Annotated in this window: 13 protein-coding genes; 9 read left to right on the forward strand and 4 right to left on the reverse strand. The window is 73.7% G+C overall.

The genetic code is table 11. The annotated features are described in order from the left end of the window. Positions 1–270: 270 nt before the first annotated feature. The 9 genes from gdhA (at position 271) to purM (ending at position 12,045) form a co-directional block, all read left to right on the forward strand. Positions 271–1,608, forward strand: a complete 1,338-nt coding sequence (gene gdhA, locus GVV76_RS02330; RefSeq protein ID WP_159522858.1) for an NADP-specific glutamate dehydrogenase — start codon at positions 271–273, stop codon at positions 1,606–1,608. Positions 1,609–1,851: 243 nt separating this feature from the next. After that, positions 1,852–2,622, forward strand: a complete 771-nt coding sequence (locus tag GVV76_RS02335; protein WP_159522860.1) for a DeoR/GlpR family DNA-binding transcription regulator — start codon at positions 1,852–1,854, stop codon at positions 2,620–2,622. Next, positions 2,619–3,617, forward strand: coding sequence for a 1-phosphofructokinase family hexose kinase (locus GVV76_RS02340; protein ID WP_159522864.1), 999 nt, complete (start codon positions 2,619–2,621; stop codon positions 3,615–3,617). The genes GVV76_RS02335 and GVV76_RS02340 overlap by 4 nt, the downstream gene beginning before the upstream one ends. 95 nt (positions 3,618–3,712) lie before the next feature. Beyond that, on the forward strand, positions 3,713–5,833 hold the full coding sequence (locus GVV76_RS02345; protein ID WP_159624631.1) for a PTS fructose transporter subunit IIABC: 2,121 nt from the start codon (positions 3,713–3,715) through the stop codon (positions 5,831–5,833). A 147-nt stretch (positions 5,834–5,980) separates the two neighbouring features. Further along, a complete protein-coding gene (locus tag GVV76_RS02350; protein ID WP_159624633.1) occupies positions 5,981–6,382 on the forward strand; it encodes a sterol carrier family protein in 402 nt (133 codons plus the stop codon). Between the two features lie 134 nt (positions 6,383–6,516). Then, positions 6,517–7,257 (forward strand): FadR/GntR family transcriptional regulator, encoded by a 741-nt coding sequence (locus GVV76_RS02355; RefSeq protein ID WP_159624635.1) that lies wholly within the window; start codon positions 6,517–6,519, stop codon positions 7,255–7,257. A 96-nt stretch (positions 7,258–7,353) separates the two neighbouring features. Beyond that, positions 7,354–8,778, forward strand: coding sequence for a four-carbon acid sugar kinase family protein (locus GVV76_RS02360; protein WP_159624637.1), 1,425 nt, complete (start codon positions 7,354–7,356; stop codon positions 8,776–8,778). Positions 8,779–8,980: 202 nt separating this feature from the next. After that, positions 8,981–10,900 (forward strand): amidophosphoribosyltransferase, encoded by a 1,920-nt coding sequence (gene purF, locus GVV76_RS02365; protein WP_442858358.1) that lies wholly within the window; start codon positions 8,981–8,983, stop codon positions 10,898–10,900. Beyond that, the gene (gene purM / locus GVV76_RS02370; RefSeq protein WP_159522874.1) at positions 10,897–12,045 is read left to right on the forward strand and encodes a phosphoribosylformylglycinamidine cyclo-ligase; all 1,149 of its coding nucleotides are present in this window, start codon (positions 10,897–10,899) and stop codon (positions 12,043–12,045) included. The genes purF and purM overlap by 4 nt, the downstream gene beginning before the upstream one ends. Before the next feature lie 239 nt (positions 12,046–12,284). On the opposite strand, the gene GVV76_RS02375 is transcribed toward purM, so the two are convergent. The 4 genes from GVV76_RS02375 to GVV76_RS02390 all read right to left on the reverse strand — a co-directional run. Continuing rightward, positions 12,285–12,752 carry a DUF3806 domain-containing protein gene (locus tag GVV76_RS02375; protein ID WP_159624639.1) on the reverse strand — a complete coding sequence of 156 codons (468 nt, stop codon included), beginning with the start codon at positions 12,750–12,752 and terminating at the stop codon, positions 12,285–12,287. A gap of 302 nt (positions 12,753–13,054) precedes the next feature. Beyond that, positions 13,055–13,291, reverse strand: coding sequence for a DUF3073 domain-containing protein (locus GVV76_RS02380; RefSeq protein ID WP_159522918.1), 237 nt, complete (start codon positions 13,289–13,291; stop codon positions 13,055–13,057). Between the two features lie 188 nt (positions 13,292–13,479). Then, a complete protein-coding gene (locus GVV76_RS02385; protein ID WP_159624641.1) occupies positions 13,480–13,821 on the reverse strand; it encodes a DUF3618 domain-containing protein in 342 nt (113 codons plus the stop codon). An 11-nt stretch (positions 13,822–13,832) separates the two neighbouring features. Continuing rightward, positions 13,833–14,295, reverse strand: a 463-nt coding sequence (locus GVV76_RS02390; RefSeq protein ID WP_236263157.1) for a hypothetical protein, incomplete at its 5' end; no start/stop codon positions are given.

Below are 14,295 nucleotides of genomic sequence, written 5' to 3' on the forward strand. Positions count from 1 at the left end.
CCGCGCATTCCCCACGCGTCAAGGATCGGTCTTGGCAAGGCCCTCGTGATCGGGAGTGCTCCCCATCCGCCTGCCCCGCCGGGCCCCTGCGGTCACCGTGCCCCACAGGCGGCTCTCAGGCGGCGATGGCGCGGGTGCCGAGCCGCGCGGGAGCGTGACCGGACGAGAACATTCATCTCAGCGAAACGTGGCGGTGGGACTCTTGAATCCGGCACCGGGGCGGAAGCACGGTGCCTTTTGTGAGGACGCGAGTACCCGAAGGAGTCCGTTATGGCTGAAGTCGTTGAGAAGGTCTATGAACAGGTGGTCGCCCGCAACCGCGGGGAGACCGAGTTCCACCAGGCAGTGCGTGAGGTTCTGGACTCCCTCGCCCCCGTCATCGCCAAGCACCCGCACTACGCCGACGATGCCCTCCTCGAGCGCATCGTCGAGCCTGAGCGCCAGGTCATCTTCCGGGTCCCGTGGGTCGACGACGCCGGCAACGTCCAGGTCAACCGCGGCTTCCGCATCGAGTTCAACTCCGCCCTCGGCCCCTACAAGGGCGGCCTGCGCTTCCACCCCAGCGTCAACGCCGGCATCATCAAGTTCCTCGGCTTCGAGCAGATCTTCAAGAACGCCCTGACCAACCAGGCCATCGGCGGCGGCAAGGGCGGATCCGACTTCGACCCCCACGGCCGCTCCGACGCCGAGGTCATGCGCTTCTGCCAGTCCTTCATGACCGAGCTCTCCCGCCACATCGGCCCGAGCACGGACGTGCCCGCCGGCGACATCGGCGTGGGCGGCCGGGAGATCGGCTTCCTCTTCGGCCAGTACAAGCGCCTGCGCAACTCCTACGACGCCGGAGTCCTCACCGGCAAGGGCCTGGGATGGGGTGGCTCCCTCGTGCGCACCGAGGCCACCGGCTACGGCACCGTCCTGTTCGCCCAGTCCATGCTCGCCACCAAGGGCCAGAGCCTGGAGGGTAAGAGGGTCGCGGTCTCCGGCTCCGGGAACGTCGCCATCTACGCCATCGAGAAGGCCCAGCAGCTCGGTGCCACCCCGATCACCTTCTCCGACTCCTCGGGCTACGTCGTTGACGAGGCCGGCGTGGACCTCGACCTCCTCAAGCAGGTCAAGGAGGTCGAGCGCGGCCGCGTCGCCGACTACGTCTCCCGCCGCCCCGGCGCCCGCCTCGTGACCGAGGGCCGCGTCTGGGATGTCCCGGCCGAGGTCGCCCTGCCCTGCGCCACCCAGAACGAGCTCGACGGCGCCGGCGCCGCCACGCTGCTGCGCAACGGCTGCGCCGTCGTCGCCGAGGGCGCCAACATGCCCTCCACCCCCGAGGCCATCGAGGCCTTCCAGGCCGCCGGCATCCTCTACGCCCCCGGCAAGGCCGCCAACGCCGGTGGCGTGGCGACCTCCGCCCTCGAGATGGAGCAGAACGCCGGCCGCACCCGCTGGAGTTTCGAGACCGCCGAGGCCAAGCTCACCGGCATCATGGCCGACATCCACGACTCCTGCGTGGCCGCCGCCGAGGAGTACGGCCGCCCCGGCGACTACGTCCTGGGCGCCAACGCCGCCGGCTTCACCCGCGTCGCTGACGTCATGATCGCCCACGGGATCGTCTGAGGCCCGCCTCCCGCTGCATCGGCGGCCCCGCGCTGCCCGCTCCGGCTCTCGACGGCGCCCGCCACCCGCCCAGGGTGGCGGGCGCCGTCGCACACCGCCTGGAATGTGACATGGATCATATGACTCAATGCCCGAACGGGCGTACGGTTATGCCTGATAGGGCTTCTAGACCTGAATTCAATGCCCGAACGGGCGTTGGCTGGGTCTCGGAGCATCCGTGACAGCGTCGTCGAGGAGGGCGACATGAACGCCGAGAAGCGTCAGACGGGCATCGTCGCCGCCGTCGCCCGCGAGGGCCGAGTCCACGTCGCCGAGCTCGCCACCCGCTACGGCGTGACCGTCGAAACCATCCGCCGGGACCTCGGCGCGCTCGATCGCGCCGGCGCCCTTCGCAAGGTCCACGGCGGCGCCGTCCCGGTCCCCGTCAGCGCCTCCCCTGAGACGGGCGTCGCCGAGCGCGAACTCGCCGCCGCCCCCGCCAAGGCCGCTATCGCCGCCGCCGCCCTCGCGGCCCTGGAGCCGGCCAAGGGGATGAGCATCCTCCTCGACGCCGGGACCACCACCGCCGCGCTCGCCCGCCTCCTGCCCACGGGCCTCGACCTGCGCGTCATCACCGACTCCCTGCTCATCGCCACGCTCCTCGCCCCCCGCGAGGGCATCAGCGTGCGCGTCCTAGGGGGGCAGGTCCGCGGAATGACGCAGGCCGCCGTCGGTCCGGAGGCCCTCGACGCCCTCGCCCACCTGCGGGTCGACGTCACCGTCCTGGGCGCCAACGGGATCAGCGCGGAGCACGGTCTGTCCACGCCCGACCCGGATGAAGCGGCCGTCAAGCGCGCCATGGCCAGGGCCGGGCGTCGCGTCCTCGCCCTGGCGGACGCCTCCAAGATCGGGCAGGAGCACCTCGTCTCCTTCGCCGACACCGCCGACGTCGACCTCCTCATCACCAACGCCCCCCTGCCCGACCCTCTCGCCAGCCAGCTGTCCATCACGGGAACCGAGGTCCGCATCGCATGATCGTCACGCTCACACCCAACCCCTCGCTCGACCGCACCGTCGCCCTGCCAGGGCCCCTCGTGCGCGGCGGCGTCAACCGCCTCACCAGCGTCGTCACCGACCCCGGTGGCAAGGGCGTCAACGTCGCCCGCGTCCTGGTCTCCTCCGGCCTGGAGGCCACCACGGTCTTGCCCGCCGCCGAGCACGACCCCCTGCGCGCCGTCCTTGAGGCCGTCGCCCAGCCCGGCCTGACCGTCCACGCTGTCACCGTGCCGGGCGCCGCGCGCGTCAACACCGCCGTCACCGAGCCCGACGGCACCACCACCAAGATCAATGAGCCCGGAGCTGAGCTCGGCCGGCCTGAGCGCGCCGCCATCGAGGAGGCCCTGCTCGCGGCCGTCAGGGGCGGCCCGGACGGGGCTGATGGCTCTGGATGGGCGATCCTGTCGGGCTCCTTGCCGCCCGGCGCCCCCATCGACTGGTACGCCCGCCTCGTCACGCTGCTTCGCCCCACGGGGGTGAGCATCGCCGTTGACACCTCGGACGCCCCGCTCGCAGCCCTGGCCGCCGCCCTGCCGGGGGCCGCCCCCGACCTCATCAAGCCCAACGGCGAGGAGCTCGGCCAGCTCGCCGGACTGCCCGCCGAGCGCGCCATGGCCCTGGAGGATGGCGCCCTGGCCGGGGATCTCGGTCCCGTCGTCGACGCCGCCCGCGTCCTCGTCGACCGCGGTGTCACCGCCGTCATGGCCACCCTCGGGCCTGCCGGGGGGGTCCTCGTGACCACCGAGGGAGCCTGGCACTCCCCGGCCCCTGCCATCGACGTCGTCTCCACCGTCGGCGCGGGCGACTCCTCCGTCGCCGGCTACGTCCTGGCCGACACCCGCGGGGACGGCCCCGCCGAGCGCCTGGCCACCGCCATGCTCTACGGATCCGCGGCCGCCTCCCTGCCCGGAACCACCCTGCCCACCCCCGCCGACCTGCCGGGAGCCGTGCCCGCCGTCTCCCGGCTCGCCTGAGCGCCCGGCTGCGAGGCCGACCCCGGCGACCAACGCCCCACGACCCGATGACCCGATCCGCCGGCCCCCGGCACCCACCGATCCAAGGAAGCACCATGACCGAGACCATCGACACCGGCGGCACCGCGCCGCTCATCACCCCTGAGCTCGTCGCGCTCGACGCCGCCCCCGGCTCCGACAAGAGCGACGTCATCACCCACCTGGCCGGAGTCGTCGCGGGCGCCGGGCGGGCCGACGCCCCCGAGGGCCTGGCATCCGACGCCCTGGCCCGAGAGGCCACCGCCCCCACCGGCATCCCCGGCGGCATCGCCATCCCGCACTGCCGCTCCGAGCACGTGCTCACCGCCAGCCTGGGATTCGCCCGCCTCGCCGAGCCGGTGGACTTCGGCGCCGCCGACGGCCAGGCCGCCGACCTCATCTTCATGATTGCCGCCCCCGCGGGTGCCGACGACATGCACCTCAAGCTCCTCGCCAAGCTCGCCCGCGGTCTCATGCGCGCCGACTTCACCGACGCCCTGCGCAGCGCGGGAAGCGCCGAGGAGGTCGTCCGCATGGTCACCGAGCAGGTCCAGCCCGAACTGCTCAAGGACGGCGCGAGCGCCGAGGAGGCGAGCGCTCCTGCTGCGGCCCCCGCCCCCGCCGCGGCCCCCGCTGTGGCCCCCGCGGGCGGCGAGCGCGTCATCGTCGGCGCCACCTCTTGCCCCACCGGCATCGCCCACACCTTCATGGCCGCCGAGGCCCTTGAGCAGGCGGGCGCCGAGCGCGGCATCACCGTGCGCATCGAGGGCCAGGGCTCGGGCAAGATCGACGCCCTGGACCCCGAGCTCATCAAGCGCGCAGACGCCGTCGTCTTCGCCCACGACCTGCCCATCAAGGGGCGCGAGCGCTTCGCCGGCAAGCCGGTCATCGACGTCGGCGTCAAGGCCGCCGTCAACGACGCCGGGAGCCTCATTGACCAGGCCCTCGCCGCCATCGACGATCCCGCCGCCCAGCGCGTCCCCGCCGGAGCCGCGGGCGGCCAGGGCGCCGCGGAGGAGGACGAGGGCTCCGTCCACTGGGCCCGGCGCCTCCAGCGCGCCGTCATGACCGGCGTGTCCTACATGATCCCCTTCGTCGCGGCGGGCGGCCTGCTCATCGCCCTCGGGTTCCTGCTCGCCGGCTACGACGTCGCCAACCTCTACGGCAAGTTCTCGATCACCGACTACTCGCTGACCAACCTGCCCGGACACGAGTTCGTCCACACGATCACGAACTCGGCCGGCGACGTCCTCGGCACCGAGACGATCACGCTGGACCGCTCCGGCCTGCCCCTCTACCTCGGCTGGGCCTTCTTCCTGCTCGGCAAGGCGGCGATGGGCTTCCTCGTCCCGGCGCTCGCCGGCTACATCGCCTTCGGACTGGCCGGGCGCCCGGGCATCGCCCCCGGATTCGCCATGGGCGTGGTGGCCGAGGCCGTGGGCGCCGGCTTCATCGGCGGCCTCATCGGCGGCATCCTCGCCGGCTACTTCGCCGCCTGGCTGGCCGGCCTGGGCGTGCCGCGCTGGCTGCGCGGGCTCATGCCCGTCGTCGTCATCCCGCTGGGGACCACGCTGGTCGTGGGCGGGCTCATGTACCTCGTGCTCGGCCGACCGCTCGCGAGCATCATGACCGGGATGCAGAACGGGCTCACCTCCATGTCCGAGGGGGGCGCCTCCATCCTCCTGGGCGTCATCCTGGGCCTGATGATGTGCTTCGACCTGGGCGGGCCCGTCAACAAGGCCGCCTACCTGTTCGGGACAGCGGGCCTGGCCGCCAACACCACCGCATCATTCGAGATCATGGCGGCCGTCATGGCCTCCGGCATGGTGCCGCCGCTGGCCGTCTCCGTGGCGAGCTTCCTGCGGCCGCGCCTGTTCACCAAGGCCGAGGTCGAGAACGGCCGCAGCGCCTGGCTGCTCGGGCTGTCCTTCATCTCCGAGGGCGCCATCCCCTTCGCCGCCGCCGACCCGCTGCGCGTCATCCCGGCCACCATGGCCGGTGGCGCCGTCACCGGCGCGCTGACCATGGCCCTGCACGTGGGCTCCCGAGCCCCCCACGGTGGCCTCTTCGTGGCCTTCGCCATCACCAACGTGGTGGGCTTCCTCCTGGCGATCCTCGCCGGCGTGGTGGTGACCTCCGCGCTCGTGGTGGTCCTCAAGGGCCTCGGGCACCGCAAGGCGGCGGCGGTCGCCGCCTGAGCCCTGCGCCCCGCCGTCATCCCGGGCCCCGCTCGCCGTCGCGAGCGGGGCCCGGGACGTCTCGCGTCGGCGGGGCGCCATCGCGGCGCTCCTGCTGGCCGTCTTGAGCGCTCCGCGCGTCCGGGGCACTCCGGGTATCTTCAGTCCATGCCGGCACGACGACGCATCGACCCCTCCGACGGCGCCTCCGCCGTCCGCGCCTGGGCCGCCACCGGCGCCAGCGCGAGGCAGGGAGCCCGGGAGCCGTCGGCCGCCGTCGACCGCCGGGTGCTCGCCACCGCCGTGCGCTACACGCTCGAGGAGCTCTCCGCCCGCGCGCCGGGCCGCAGCGTCGAGGTCCGCGTCCCGCCCTACGGGGCCACTCAGGCCGTTGCCGGGACCACCCACCGGCGCGGCACCCCGCCCAGCGTCGTCGAAACCGATGCAGGCACCTGGCTAGCCCTGGCCACCGGCCGCCTGGCCTGGGGGGACGCCACGGGCTCGGGGGCCCTGATGGCCTCGGGGGAGCGCTGCGACCTCAGCTCCTACCTGCCCCTCATGCCCGCCTGATTACGCCTCTCCCAGCGCGCGCCGCCGCGCGGCCGCCGCCCCGGCGCGGACTTCGGGGCGACCCCTTGCGCGTGACGTGTGACTGCCGTAACGTACATTAAGTCATCTGAGGACTTGAGGGGGTGGGAGGCGCCATGAGTGGCCGCGTCAGCATCGTCGCCGTCATCGTCGACACCCTCCTCGCCCGCGTCGTCGCCGGCACCTACCGGCCGGGCGGCGCGCTGCCCGCCGAGTCCTCCCTGGCCGAGGACCTCCAGGTCTCGCGCCTGACCGTGCGCGAGGCCATCAAGGTCCTCGTCGCCCGCGGCGTGCTGCACTCCCGCCAGGGCTCGGGCACCTACGTCGTCGACCCGGACCGCTGGACGGACCTGGCGGGCCTGCTCATGCTCGAGCGCGCCCGCCGTGACGAGCGCGAGGTCGGCCTGGCCCTGCTCGAGGTGCGCCGCATGCTCGAGGTTGGCTCGGCGGGGCTCGCCGCCGCTCGTCGCACCCCGGACCAGCTCGAAGCCATGGGCCGCGCCATCGGCGATCTGCGCCGCGCCCACCAGCGCGACGACGTCGAGGCCGCCGCCCGGGCCGACCTCGACTTCCACGGCCTGGTCATCCACGCGGCCGGAAACCCGCTCGTCGTGGGCACCTACGCCCCGCTGCGCGAGGAGCTCATGCGCGCCAGGCTCGTGACCTCGGCCCACCCGGAGGTCAGGAGTCACGCCATCGAGCAGCACGAGCGCATCCTGTTCGCCCTGCGCGCCGGGTCGCCCGATGCCGCCAAGGCGGCCATGCGGGCGCATATGGAGCAGACGAGCAACGACCTGCTCTCCCGCGCCCCGATCGCCCCGGCCGTCCCGGCCCTTCCAACTCCCCGCGGCCCCTGAGTCGCGCCGCCCGAGGCGCCCCGTCCCCGGTCCTCACGGACGCGCCCCGCATACTCACCAGATATTCATCAGAGGACTTGTCGCAAAGGAGCGAGCATGATCACCCTCGACGAGCTCACCGCGGGGATCCCGGAGGGCCCCCGCGTCGACCCCGCCGCCATCACCGAAGGACTCAACCGCGTCCTCATCGTCCTCGACGACGACCCCACCGGCACCCAGTCCATCGCCGACCTGCCCGTGGTCACCGGCTGGAGCGTCGCCGACCTCACCTGGGCGCTGAGCACCGGCGCCCCCGCCGTCTACGTCATGACCAACTCGCGGTCCCTGGACGCCCAGGACGCGGCCGAAGTCAACGCCGAGGTCGTCACCCACGCCCTGGAGGCCTCCCGGGCGACCGGGCGCGCCGTCGCCTTCGTCTCCCGCGCGGACTCCACCCTGCGCGGCCACTACCCCCTCGAGCCCGACACCATCGCCGACCTCCTTGAGGCCGACGGCGCCCGCGTCGACGGCATCATCCTGTCGCCGGCCTTCCCCGACGCGGGAAGAATCACCGTCCACGGCACCCATTACGCCGGCTCCCCGACCACCGGGTACCTCCCCGTTGGCCAGACCGAGTTCGCCCGGGACAAGACCTTCGGGTTCCGCTCCTCCGAACTCGCCGCCTGGGTCGAGGAGAAGACCGGGGGCGCCACGCCGGCCGGCGACGTCATCGTCATCGACCTGGCCACGCTGCGCACCGACCCCGACGCCGTCGTCGCGGCCCTGCGCGGCGCGCGGGACCGCGCCCCCATCGCCGTGGACTGCGTCGAGGAGAACGATCTCCTGCTGCTCTCCCTGGCCCTCCAGAAGGCAGAGGAGGCGGGATCCACCTTCGTCTACCGCGTCGGACCGCCCTTCGTGCGCGCCCGCATCGGCCAGAGGCCCCACCTCCCGCTCACCCCCAACCAGGCCCAGCCCGCGAGCGCGGCCCCGGCCACCGACGCTCGGGGCGGCCTCATCGTCGTCGGCTCCCACGTCGGCCTGACGGGGCGGCAGGTCGACGCCCTGCGCGCGGCCACCGCCACCCCCGAGCTCGTCCTCGACGTCCCCACCATCCTCGACCCGCGGCGACGCGACGCCCACGTCCTGGACATCGCCCGCCGCGCCGCCGCCGCCCTGGCGGAGGGCAACGTCGTCGTGCGCCGCGGCGGGGCCTTCGTGCCCGGGAGGGACCCCGAGGAGTCCCTCGACTTCGCCCGGCGCGTCTCAGCGGCCGTCGTCGAGGCCGTCCAGCGCGTCGTTGCGGCGCGCTGCCCCCGCTTCGTCATCGCCAAGGGGGGTATCACCTCATCCGATGTCGCCTCCAAGGGCCTGGGCATCAGCCGGGCGATCGTCCGCGGCCCCATGCTCCCGGGGATCATCTCGCTGTGGGAGCCCCAGGACGGCCCCGCCGCCGGGGTCCCCTACATCGTGTTCGCCGGCAACGTCGGTGACGACGACTCCCTCGCCGTCGTCGTCAAGACCCTCAACACGACTCTCTGAGAAGCCGCGGCCGTCGGCCGGCGCCGCCGAGGCCGCCTCCGGGGCCGACGTCGTGCTCGTCGCCGTGCGCGACCAGGCCAGCTCGACGAGCTGCGGACGTGGACGCTGCTGTCGACCATCGCCGGATTGATCGGATTCCTCCTGACCGCCGCGATGTGGTCCGTCGCCTGAGGATAAGGACGGGGTGTGGCAGGATGCCGCCGTGCGTCACGGTGAGATCCCCACGCCAGCGTCCTTCCGCTCCACCAGTCCGCTCGCCCCCCGCCGGGGCGACCGCGCGCCCGGGCGCTCGGAGGGCACCGGGCGCCTCCCGGCCCTCGGGCCCGGCGCGGTGGCGCCGGCCCCCAGCGCCGTCGATCCGCGGGCCGAGGACGAGCCCGCGATACACGAGGAGTGCGGCGTCTTCGGCGTATGGGCCCCCGGGGAGGAGGTCTCCCGTCTGTGCTATTTCGGGCTCTACGCCCTTCAGCACCGCGGCCAGGAGTCGGCCGGCATCGCCACCACCGATGGCGCCTCCATCCGCGTCTACAAGGACCTCGGCCTGGTCTCCCAGGTTTTCGACGACACCGTCCTGACCAACCTCGCCGGCCATATGGCCGTCGCCCATGTCCGCTACGCCACCACCGGCGCCACCACGTGGGAGAACGCCCAGCCGATGCTCGGCCCCGTGGCCGGCTCCACCCTCGCCCTGACCCATAACGGCAACCTCACCAACACGCGCGAGCTCATGGAGGCCGTCCACGCGGCCAGTGGCGAGGACCTCACCGGGGAGCTCGGCCGGGGCTCATCCACCGACACCGCGGTCATCACCGCGCTCATGAACCTCGTCTCCGCCACGGGCGCCCCCGCGGGTTGGGACCACGCGGCCGATCGCGCCGAGGCCTGGCCGGGCCTGCCCCCGGCCCCCGATGGCGCCCCGGCGGGCGGCGAGGACGACGGCCCCGCCCCCGACGTGGCCTCCGCCGCCCGCCGGGTCCTGCCCATGCTGCGCGGCGCCTACTCGCTGGTCTTCATGGACGAGCACACCCTCTACGCCGCCCGCGACCCCCACGGCGTGCGCCCCCTCGTCCTGGGCCGGCTCGACGCCGGATGGGTGGTCGCCTCCGAGACCGCCGCCCTGGACATCGTCGGCGCCCGCTTCGTGCGCGAGGTCGAGCCCGGAGAGCTCATCGAGATCGACGGCGGCGGCGTGCGCTCCACCCGCTTCGCCGCCGCCCGTCGCGCCGGATGCGTCTTCGAGTACGTCTACCTCGCCCGCCCCGACACGCGCATCGCGGGCCGCTCCATCATCGCCGCCCGCAACGCCATGGGCGCCATCCTCGCCCGCGAGCACGCCGTCGACGCCGACCTCGTGATCGCCACCCCCGAGTCCGGCACCCCCGCCGCCATCGGCTACGCCCAGGCCTCCGGCATCCCCTACGCCCAGGGGCTGGTGAAGAACGCCTATGTGGGCCGCACCTTCATCCAGCCCACCCAGACCCTGCGCCAGCTCGGCATCCGCCTCAAGCTCAACCCCGTGCGCGAGGTCATCGAGGGCAAGCGCCTCGTCGTCGTCGACGACTCCATCGTGCGCGGCAACACCCAGCGGGCCCTCGTGCGCATGCTCCGCGAGGCCGGCGCCGCCGAGGTCCACATCCGCATCTCCTCCCCGCCCGTGCTCTGGCCCTGCTTCTACGGCATCGACTTCGCCACCCGGGACGAGCTCATCGCCACCTCGATGAGCGTGGAGGCGATCCGCGACTCCATCGGCGCGGACTCGCTCGGCTACCTGTCCGTGGACGGCATGATCGAGGCCAGCGGGCAGCCGGGCAACGAGCTCTGCCTGGCCTGCTTCACCGGTTCCTACCCCATCACCCCGCCCCGGGAGGGCGTCATCGCCTCCCTCGCCCCGGCCAGCCGGGGCCGGGAGGGCGCCGAGCCCCGGCCCAGCGCGCCGCGCTACATCAGCCCGGACCTCATCACCATGCCGGACCTCGCCACTGGATCCACCCGGGCCACCGCCCCCAAGCGCCGCACGGCCCCGCAGCCGCAGACCATCCGCGTCCCCGACGGCGCCCGCCCCGGGGCGGGCGCCGGCCCCGCCGACCCAGCGCCCGCCCCCGAGGAAGGACACCCCCAGTGAGGACCACAGGCACCACAGGATCCACCGGCATCACCTACGCCTCCGCCGGCGTGGACACCGAGGCGGGGGACCGCGCCGTCGAACTCATGAAGGCCTCTGTGGCCGCCACCATGACGCCCGCGGTCGTCGGCGGCGTCGGGGGATTCGCCGGCATGGTCGACGTGAGCGGGCTGCGCGACTACCGGCGCCCCCTCCTGGCCACCTCCACCGACGGGGTCGGCACGAAGGTCGCCATCGCCCAGGCCCTCGGCATCCACGACACCATTGGCCAGGATCTGGTGGGCATGGTCGTCGACGACATCGTCGTCGTCGGCGCCCGCCCCCTGCTCATGACCGACTACATCGCCTGCGGCCGTGTGGTCCCCGAGCGCGTCGCCGACATCGTCCGCGGCGTGGCGAAGGCCTGCGCCGCCGTTGGCGCGCCCCTGCTGGGCGGGGAGACCGCCGAGCACCCCGGCCTCATGGCCCCCGATGAGTACGACGTCGCCGGCGCCGCCACCGGGGTCGTCGAGGCCGACCGCGTCCTCGGCGCCGAGCGCGTGCGCGCGGGGGACGCGCTCATCGCCATGGCCTCCTCCGGCCTGCACTCCAACGGGTACTCCCTCGTGCGGCGCGTCATCGAGCACGCCGGCTGGTCCCTGGACCGAGAGGTCCCCGAGCTCGGGCGCGCGCTGGGCGCCGAGCTCCTCGAGCCCACCCGCCTCTACACCGCCGCCTGCCTGAGCATCCTCGAGCGCGTCAGCCCCGATGACGGCTCCGGCGAGATGAGCGTTCACGCGCTGTCCCACATCACCGGCGGGGGACTGGCCGCCAATCTCTCCCGCGTCCTTCCCGCCGGCCTCATCGGCGACGTCGACCGCTCCTCCTGGACGGTCCCCCCCGTCTTCGACCTCGTCCGCGCCCTGGGGCAGGTGCCCTGGGATGACCTCGAGTCCACCCTCAACCTGGGCGTCGGCATGGTGGCGGTGGTGGCCCCGGAGGCCGCTGAGGCCACCATGGCGGCCAGCCGGGAGGCGGGCATCGAGGCCTGGGCGCTCGGAACCGTCCATGACGCCGCCGGGTACGCGCCCGGTGGACGCGTCGTGGCCGGCACCAAGGGCGTCGACGGCGGCGCCGTCGACATCCACGGCCAGTACCGGGCCTGACGGGCGCCGCTGACGGCCAGGGCCCGCCCGGGGGACTGGCCCGCCCTGGGGACTGGCCCGCCGGGCCGCGAGCATGACGGCGCCGGGCGCGCAGCAGCGCGCCCGGCGCCGTTCTCAGGGGCCCGGCTCTACGCGCGATCAGGGGCCGCGCGCATCAAGGAGGTGAGCCGGCTGCTCAGGGTCAGGGGAGTGACGCCGACGGCGTCGGTGGTCCTGCGCGTGGGGCGGGGCGCCCCTGGCTAGGCGGTTGCCGCGGCGCGCCGGAGGCGCTCAATGGCGCGGTGGGTCCCTTCCACATAGTCGGCCAGGTCCCCCTGGCTCTGCCCCGTCCAGCGCTTGGCGACGGCGTTGATGGGGAACAGGGTGATCTGGCCGGTATCGCCGACCACCGCGGCATCCGTCCCGTACTCGTCGGTCACCAGCGCCCAGGAGAGGCCGCACTGGTTGACGAGCATCTGGCCCAGGGCGGCGCCGATCATGGAGACGGTCGGGTTCGGGTCCTCCCGCTCCTCGGGGGCCACTGACGACCACGCGGTCCGCTCGGCCACGAGGAAGTCCTGGAGCGCGGCTGGTGACGCCATGAGCCCGGCCTGGTCGGCCTGGGACACGAGCATGTCGATCCACGCGGTCTCAGCCTCGTTGAGAGGGCTGATCTGGGGCGCGGAGGCGCCGCAGCCGCTGGGCTGCGCCTCGTCCTTGTGTGCCATCGACAGTGTCTCCCTTCGTCGAGATGGGCTCTCTCAGCCGACGCGGCCCGTCCGCGCGCCTCAGGCGCGTGCGCGGCGCGTCAACCCGGAGCGCCCGCATGAGATCGGGCTGCGACTCCTGAACTGGTCAAGAGTGGGACAACCGTAGGGTGACGAACCTGGGAGCGCGGTGGGGGCCGCGTGAGCACTGACAGGGAGAACGCCCCAGCGCCACCGCCCGGCCACCGCCGCGGGCGCGCCGATCAGCGGGGCGCCCGCGGGCATGCGGCGGAGGCAGGCGCCAGTGGCGACCCGAGGCGGTCTCAGCGGCGTCGAGCGCCGTGAGTGGGCGCCGTCTGACTGGGGGCACCCCAGTCGGCGTCCTCGTCCGGGATGTCGTATTTGGAGGCGAGTGCTTCGTAATCGATCTCGTCGTCGGCCTCAGGACCCGATGCGGTGGAGAGCTCGCGCTCGAGCGCCGCGTAATCGGTCTCCGGGCTGAAGTACTTGAGCTTGCGGGCGACCTTCGTCGCCTTGGCCTTCTGACGGCCGCGCCCCATAGGCTCGACCCCCTCCAACGTGTCTCTGAGCGCGCTCACGGCGCGCGCGTGCATGGGCAAATGTGTCGTGGGGCAACCGTACATCGTCACCGAGCATGAGCACCATTCGGCGCTCGGAGGACGGGACTGGCGCGGCCGCTGGGATTCCCGAGCCCTCCGGCGAGGGCCTGATCGCCGGGGACGCGGGGTCAATGCCGCAGCAGGCGCCCCAGGGATACGGCCGCGGCGATGGCTCCGCCGGTGACCGCCGCGACGGTCGCGGTGGAGCGGATCGCCTCCTCGTCTCCGGCCCTGGCGCGATGCAGGGTCTCCAAGGCGCGGTCCCTCAGGGACTCGGCCCGCTCGCGCAGGCCCAAGGCGGTCTCCTGCGCGCGCTCCTTGAGCTCCTCGCCCGCGACGCGCGCCTGGACCCGGGGGTCCACGCGGGCCGCCAACTCGTCAACGCTGCCAGCCAAGGCCTCGCGCTGCGCGCGCAGTCGGGCCTCGATCTCCTCGGGGGTCGGCGCCGCCGACCCGCTCCGCTCGTTCAAAGCTGCTCCTGTCACTCCGTTGCGAAGGCCTGGCGCCGGTCCGCCCGGGCGAGCCTGACAAGACTGGTGATGCCGCAGCCGGCCAGGGCGATGCCGGCCAGGGAGACGACCCCCAGGGCGAGGGGATCGCCGTCGGCCGCGTCATCGAGGAAGCGCTTGACGCGCATGGCGGCGCTCCTCGCGATCTGGGCGGGGGAGTCATGCCGGTGGGCGTCGACGAAGGAGCGCGCCTGGGCGCCGGCCTCCTCGGCGTGGCCGCGCGTGGCGGCCAGGGCGGCCGATGCCCTCCGGCTCACGACGGCCTTGACTGTCGCGGGCGCCAGGCGCTCGCCCAGGGCCTCGGCGTCGGCGGCCAGGGCGGCGCGGCGGGCGTTGAGCGCCGCCTGGATCTCCTCGGGGCTCGACGGCGCCCCGGGGCGGGTGGGGGCGCTGGGCGCCGATGATGGCGGCATCGGGGGCGCGGCGGCGGGCGCG

This window comes from Actinomyces sp. zg296, from assembly GCF_009829695.1.
Taxonomy (GTDB): domain Bacteria; phylum Actinomycetota; class Actinomycetes; order Actinomycetales; family Actinomycetaceae; genus Actinomyces; species Actinomyces marmotae.

Coding starts and splice junctions, on each gene's coding strand:
- gdhA (WP_159522858.1), top strand. CDS start 271: ATGGCTGAAGTCGTTGAGAAGGTCTATGAACAGGTGGTCGCCCGCAAC.
- GVV76_RS02335 (WP_159522860.1), top strand. CDS start 1,852: ATGAACGCCGAGAAGCGTCAGACGGGCATCGTCGCCGCCGTCGCCCGC.
- GVV76_RS02340 (WP_159522864.1), top strand. CDS start 2,619: ATGATCGTCACGCTCACACCCAACCCCTCGCTCGACCGCACCGTCGCC.
- GVV76_RS02345 (WP_159624631.1), top strand. CDS start 3,713: ATGACCGAGACCATCGACACCGGCGGCACCGCGCCGCTCATCACCCCT.
- GVV76_RS02350 (WP_159624633.1), top strand. CDS start 5,981: ATGCCGGCACGACGACGCATCGACCCCTCCGACGGCGCCTCCGCCGTC.
- GVV76_RS02355 (WP_159624635.1), top strand. CDS start 6,517: ATGAGTGGCCGCGTCAGCATCGTCGCCGTCATCGTCGACACCCTCCTC.
- GVV76_RS02360 (WP_159624637.1), top strand. CDS start 7,354: ATGATCACCCTCGACGAGCTCACCGCGGGGATCCCGGAGGGCCCCCGC.
- GVV76_RS02375 (WP_159624639.1), bottom strand. CDS start 12,752: ATGGCACACAAGGACGAGGCGCAGCCCAGCGGCTGCGGCGCCTCCGCG.
- GVV76_RS02380 (WP_159522918.1), bottom strand. CDS start 13,291: ATGGGGCGCGGCCGTCAGAAGGCCAAGGCGACGAAGGTCGCCCGCAAG.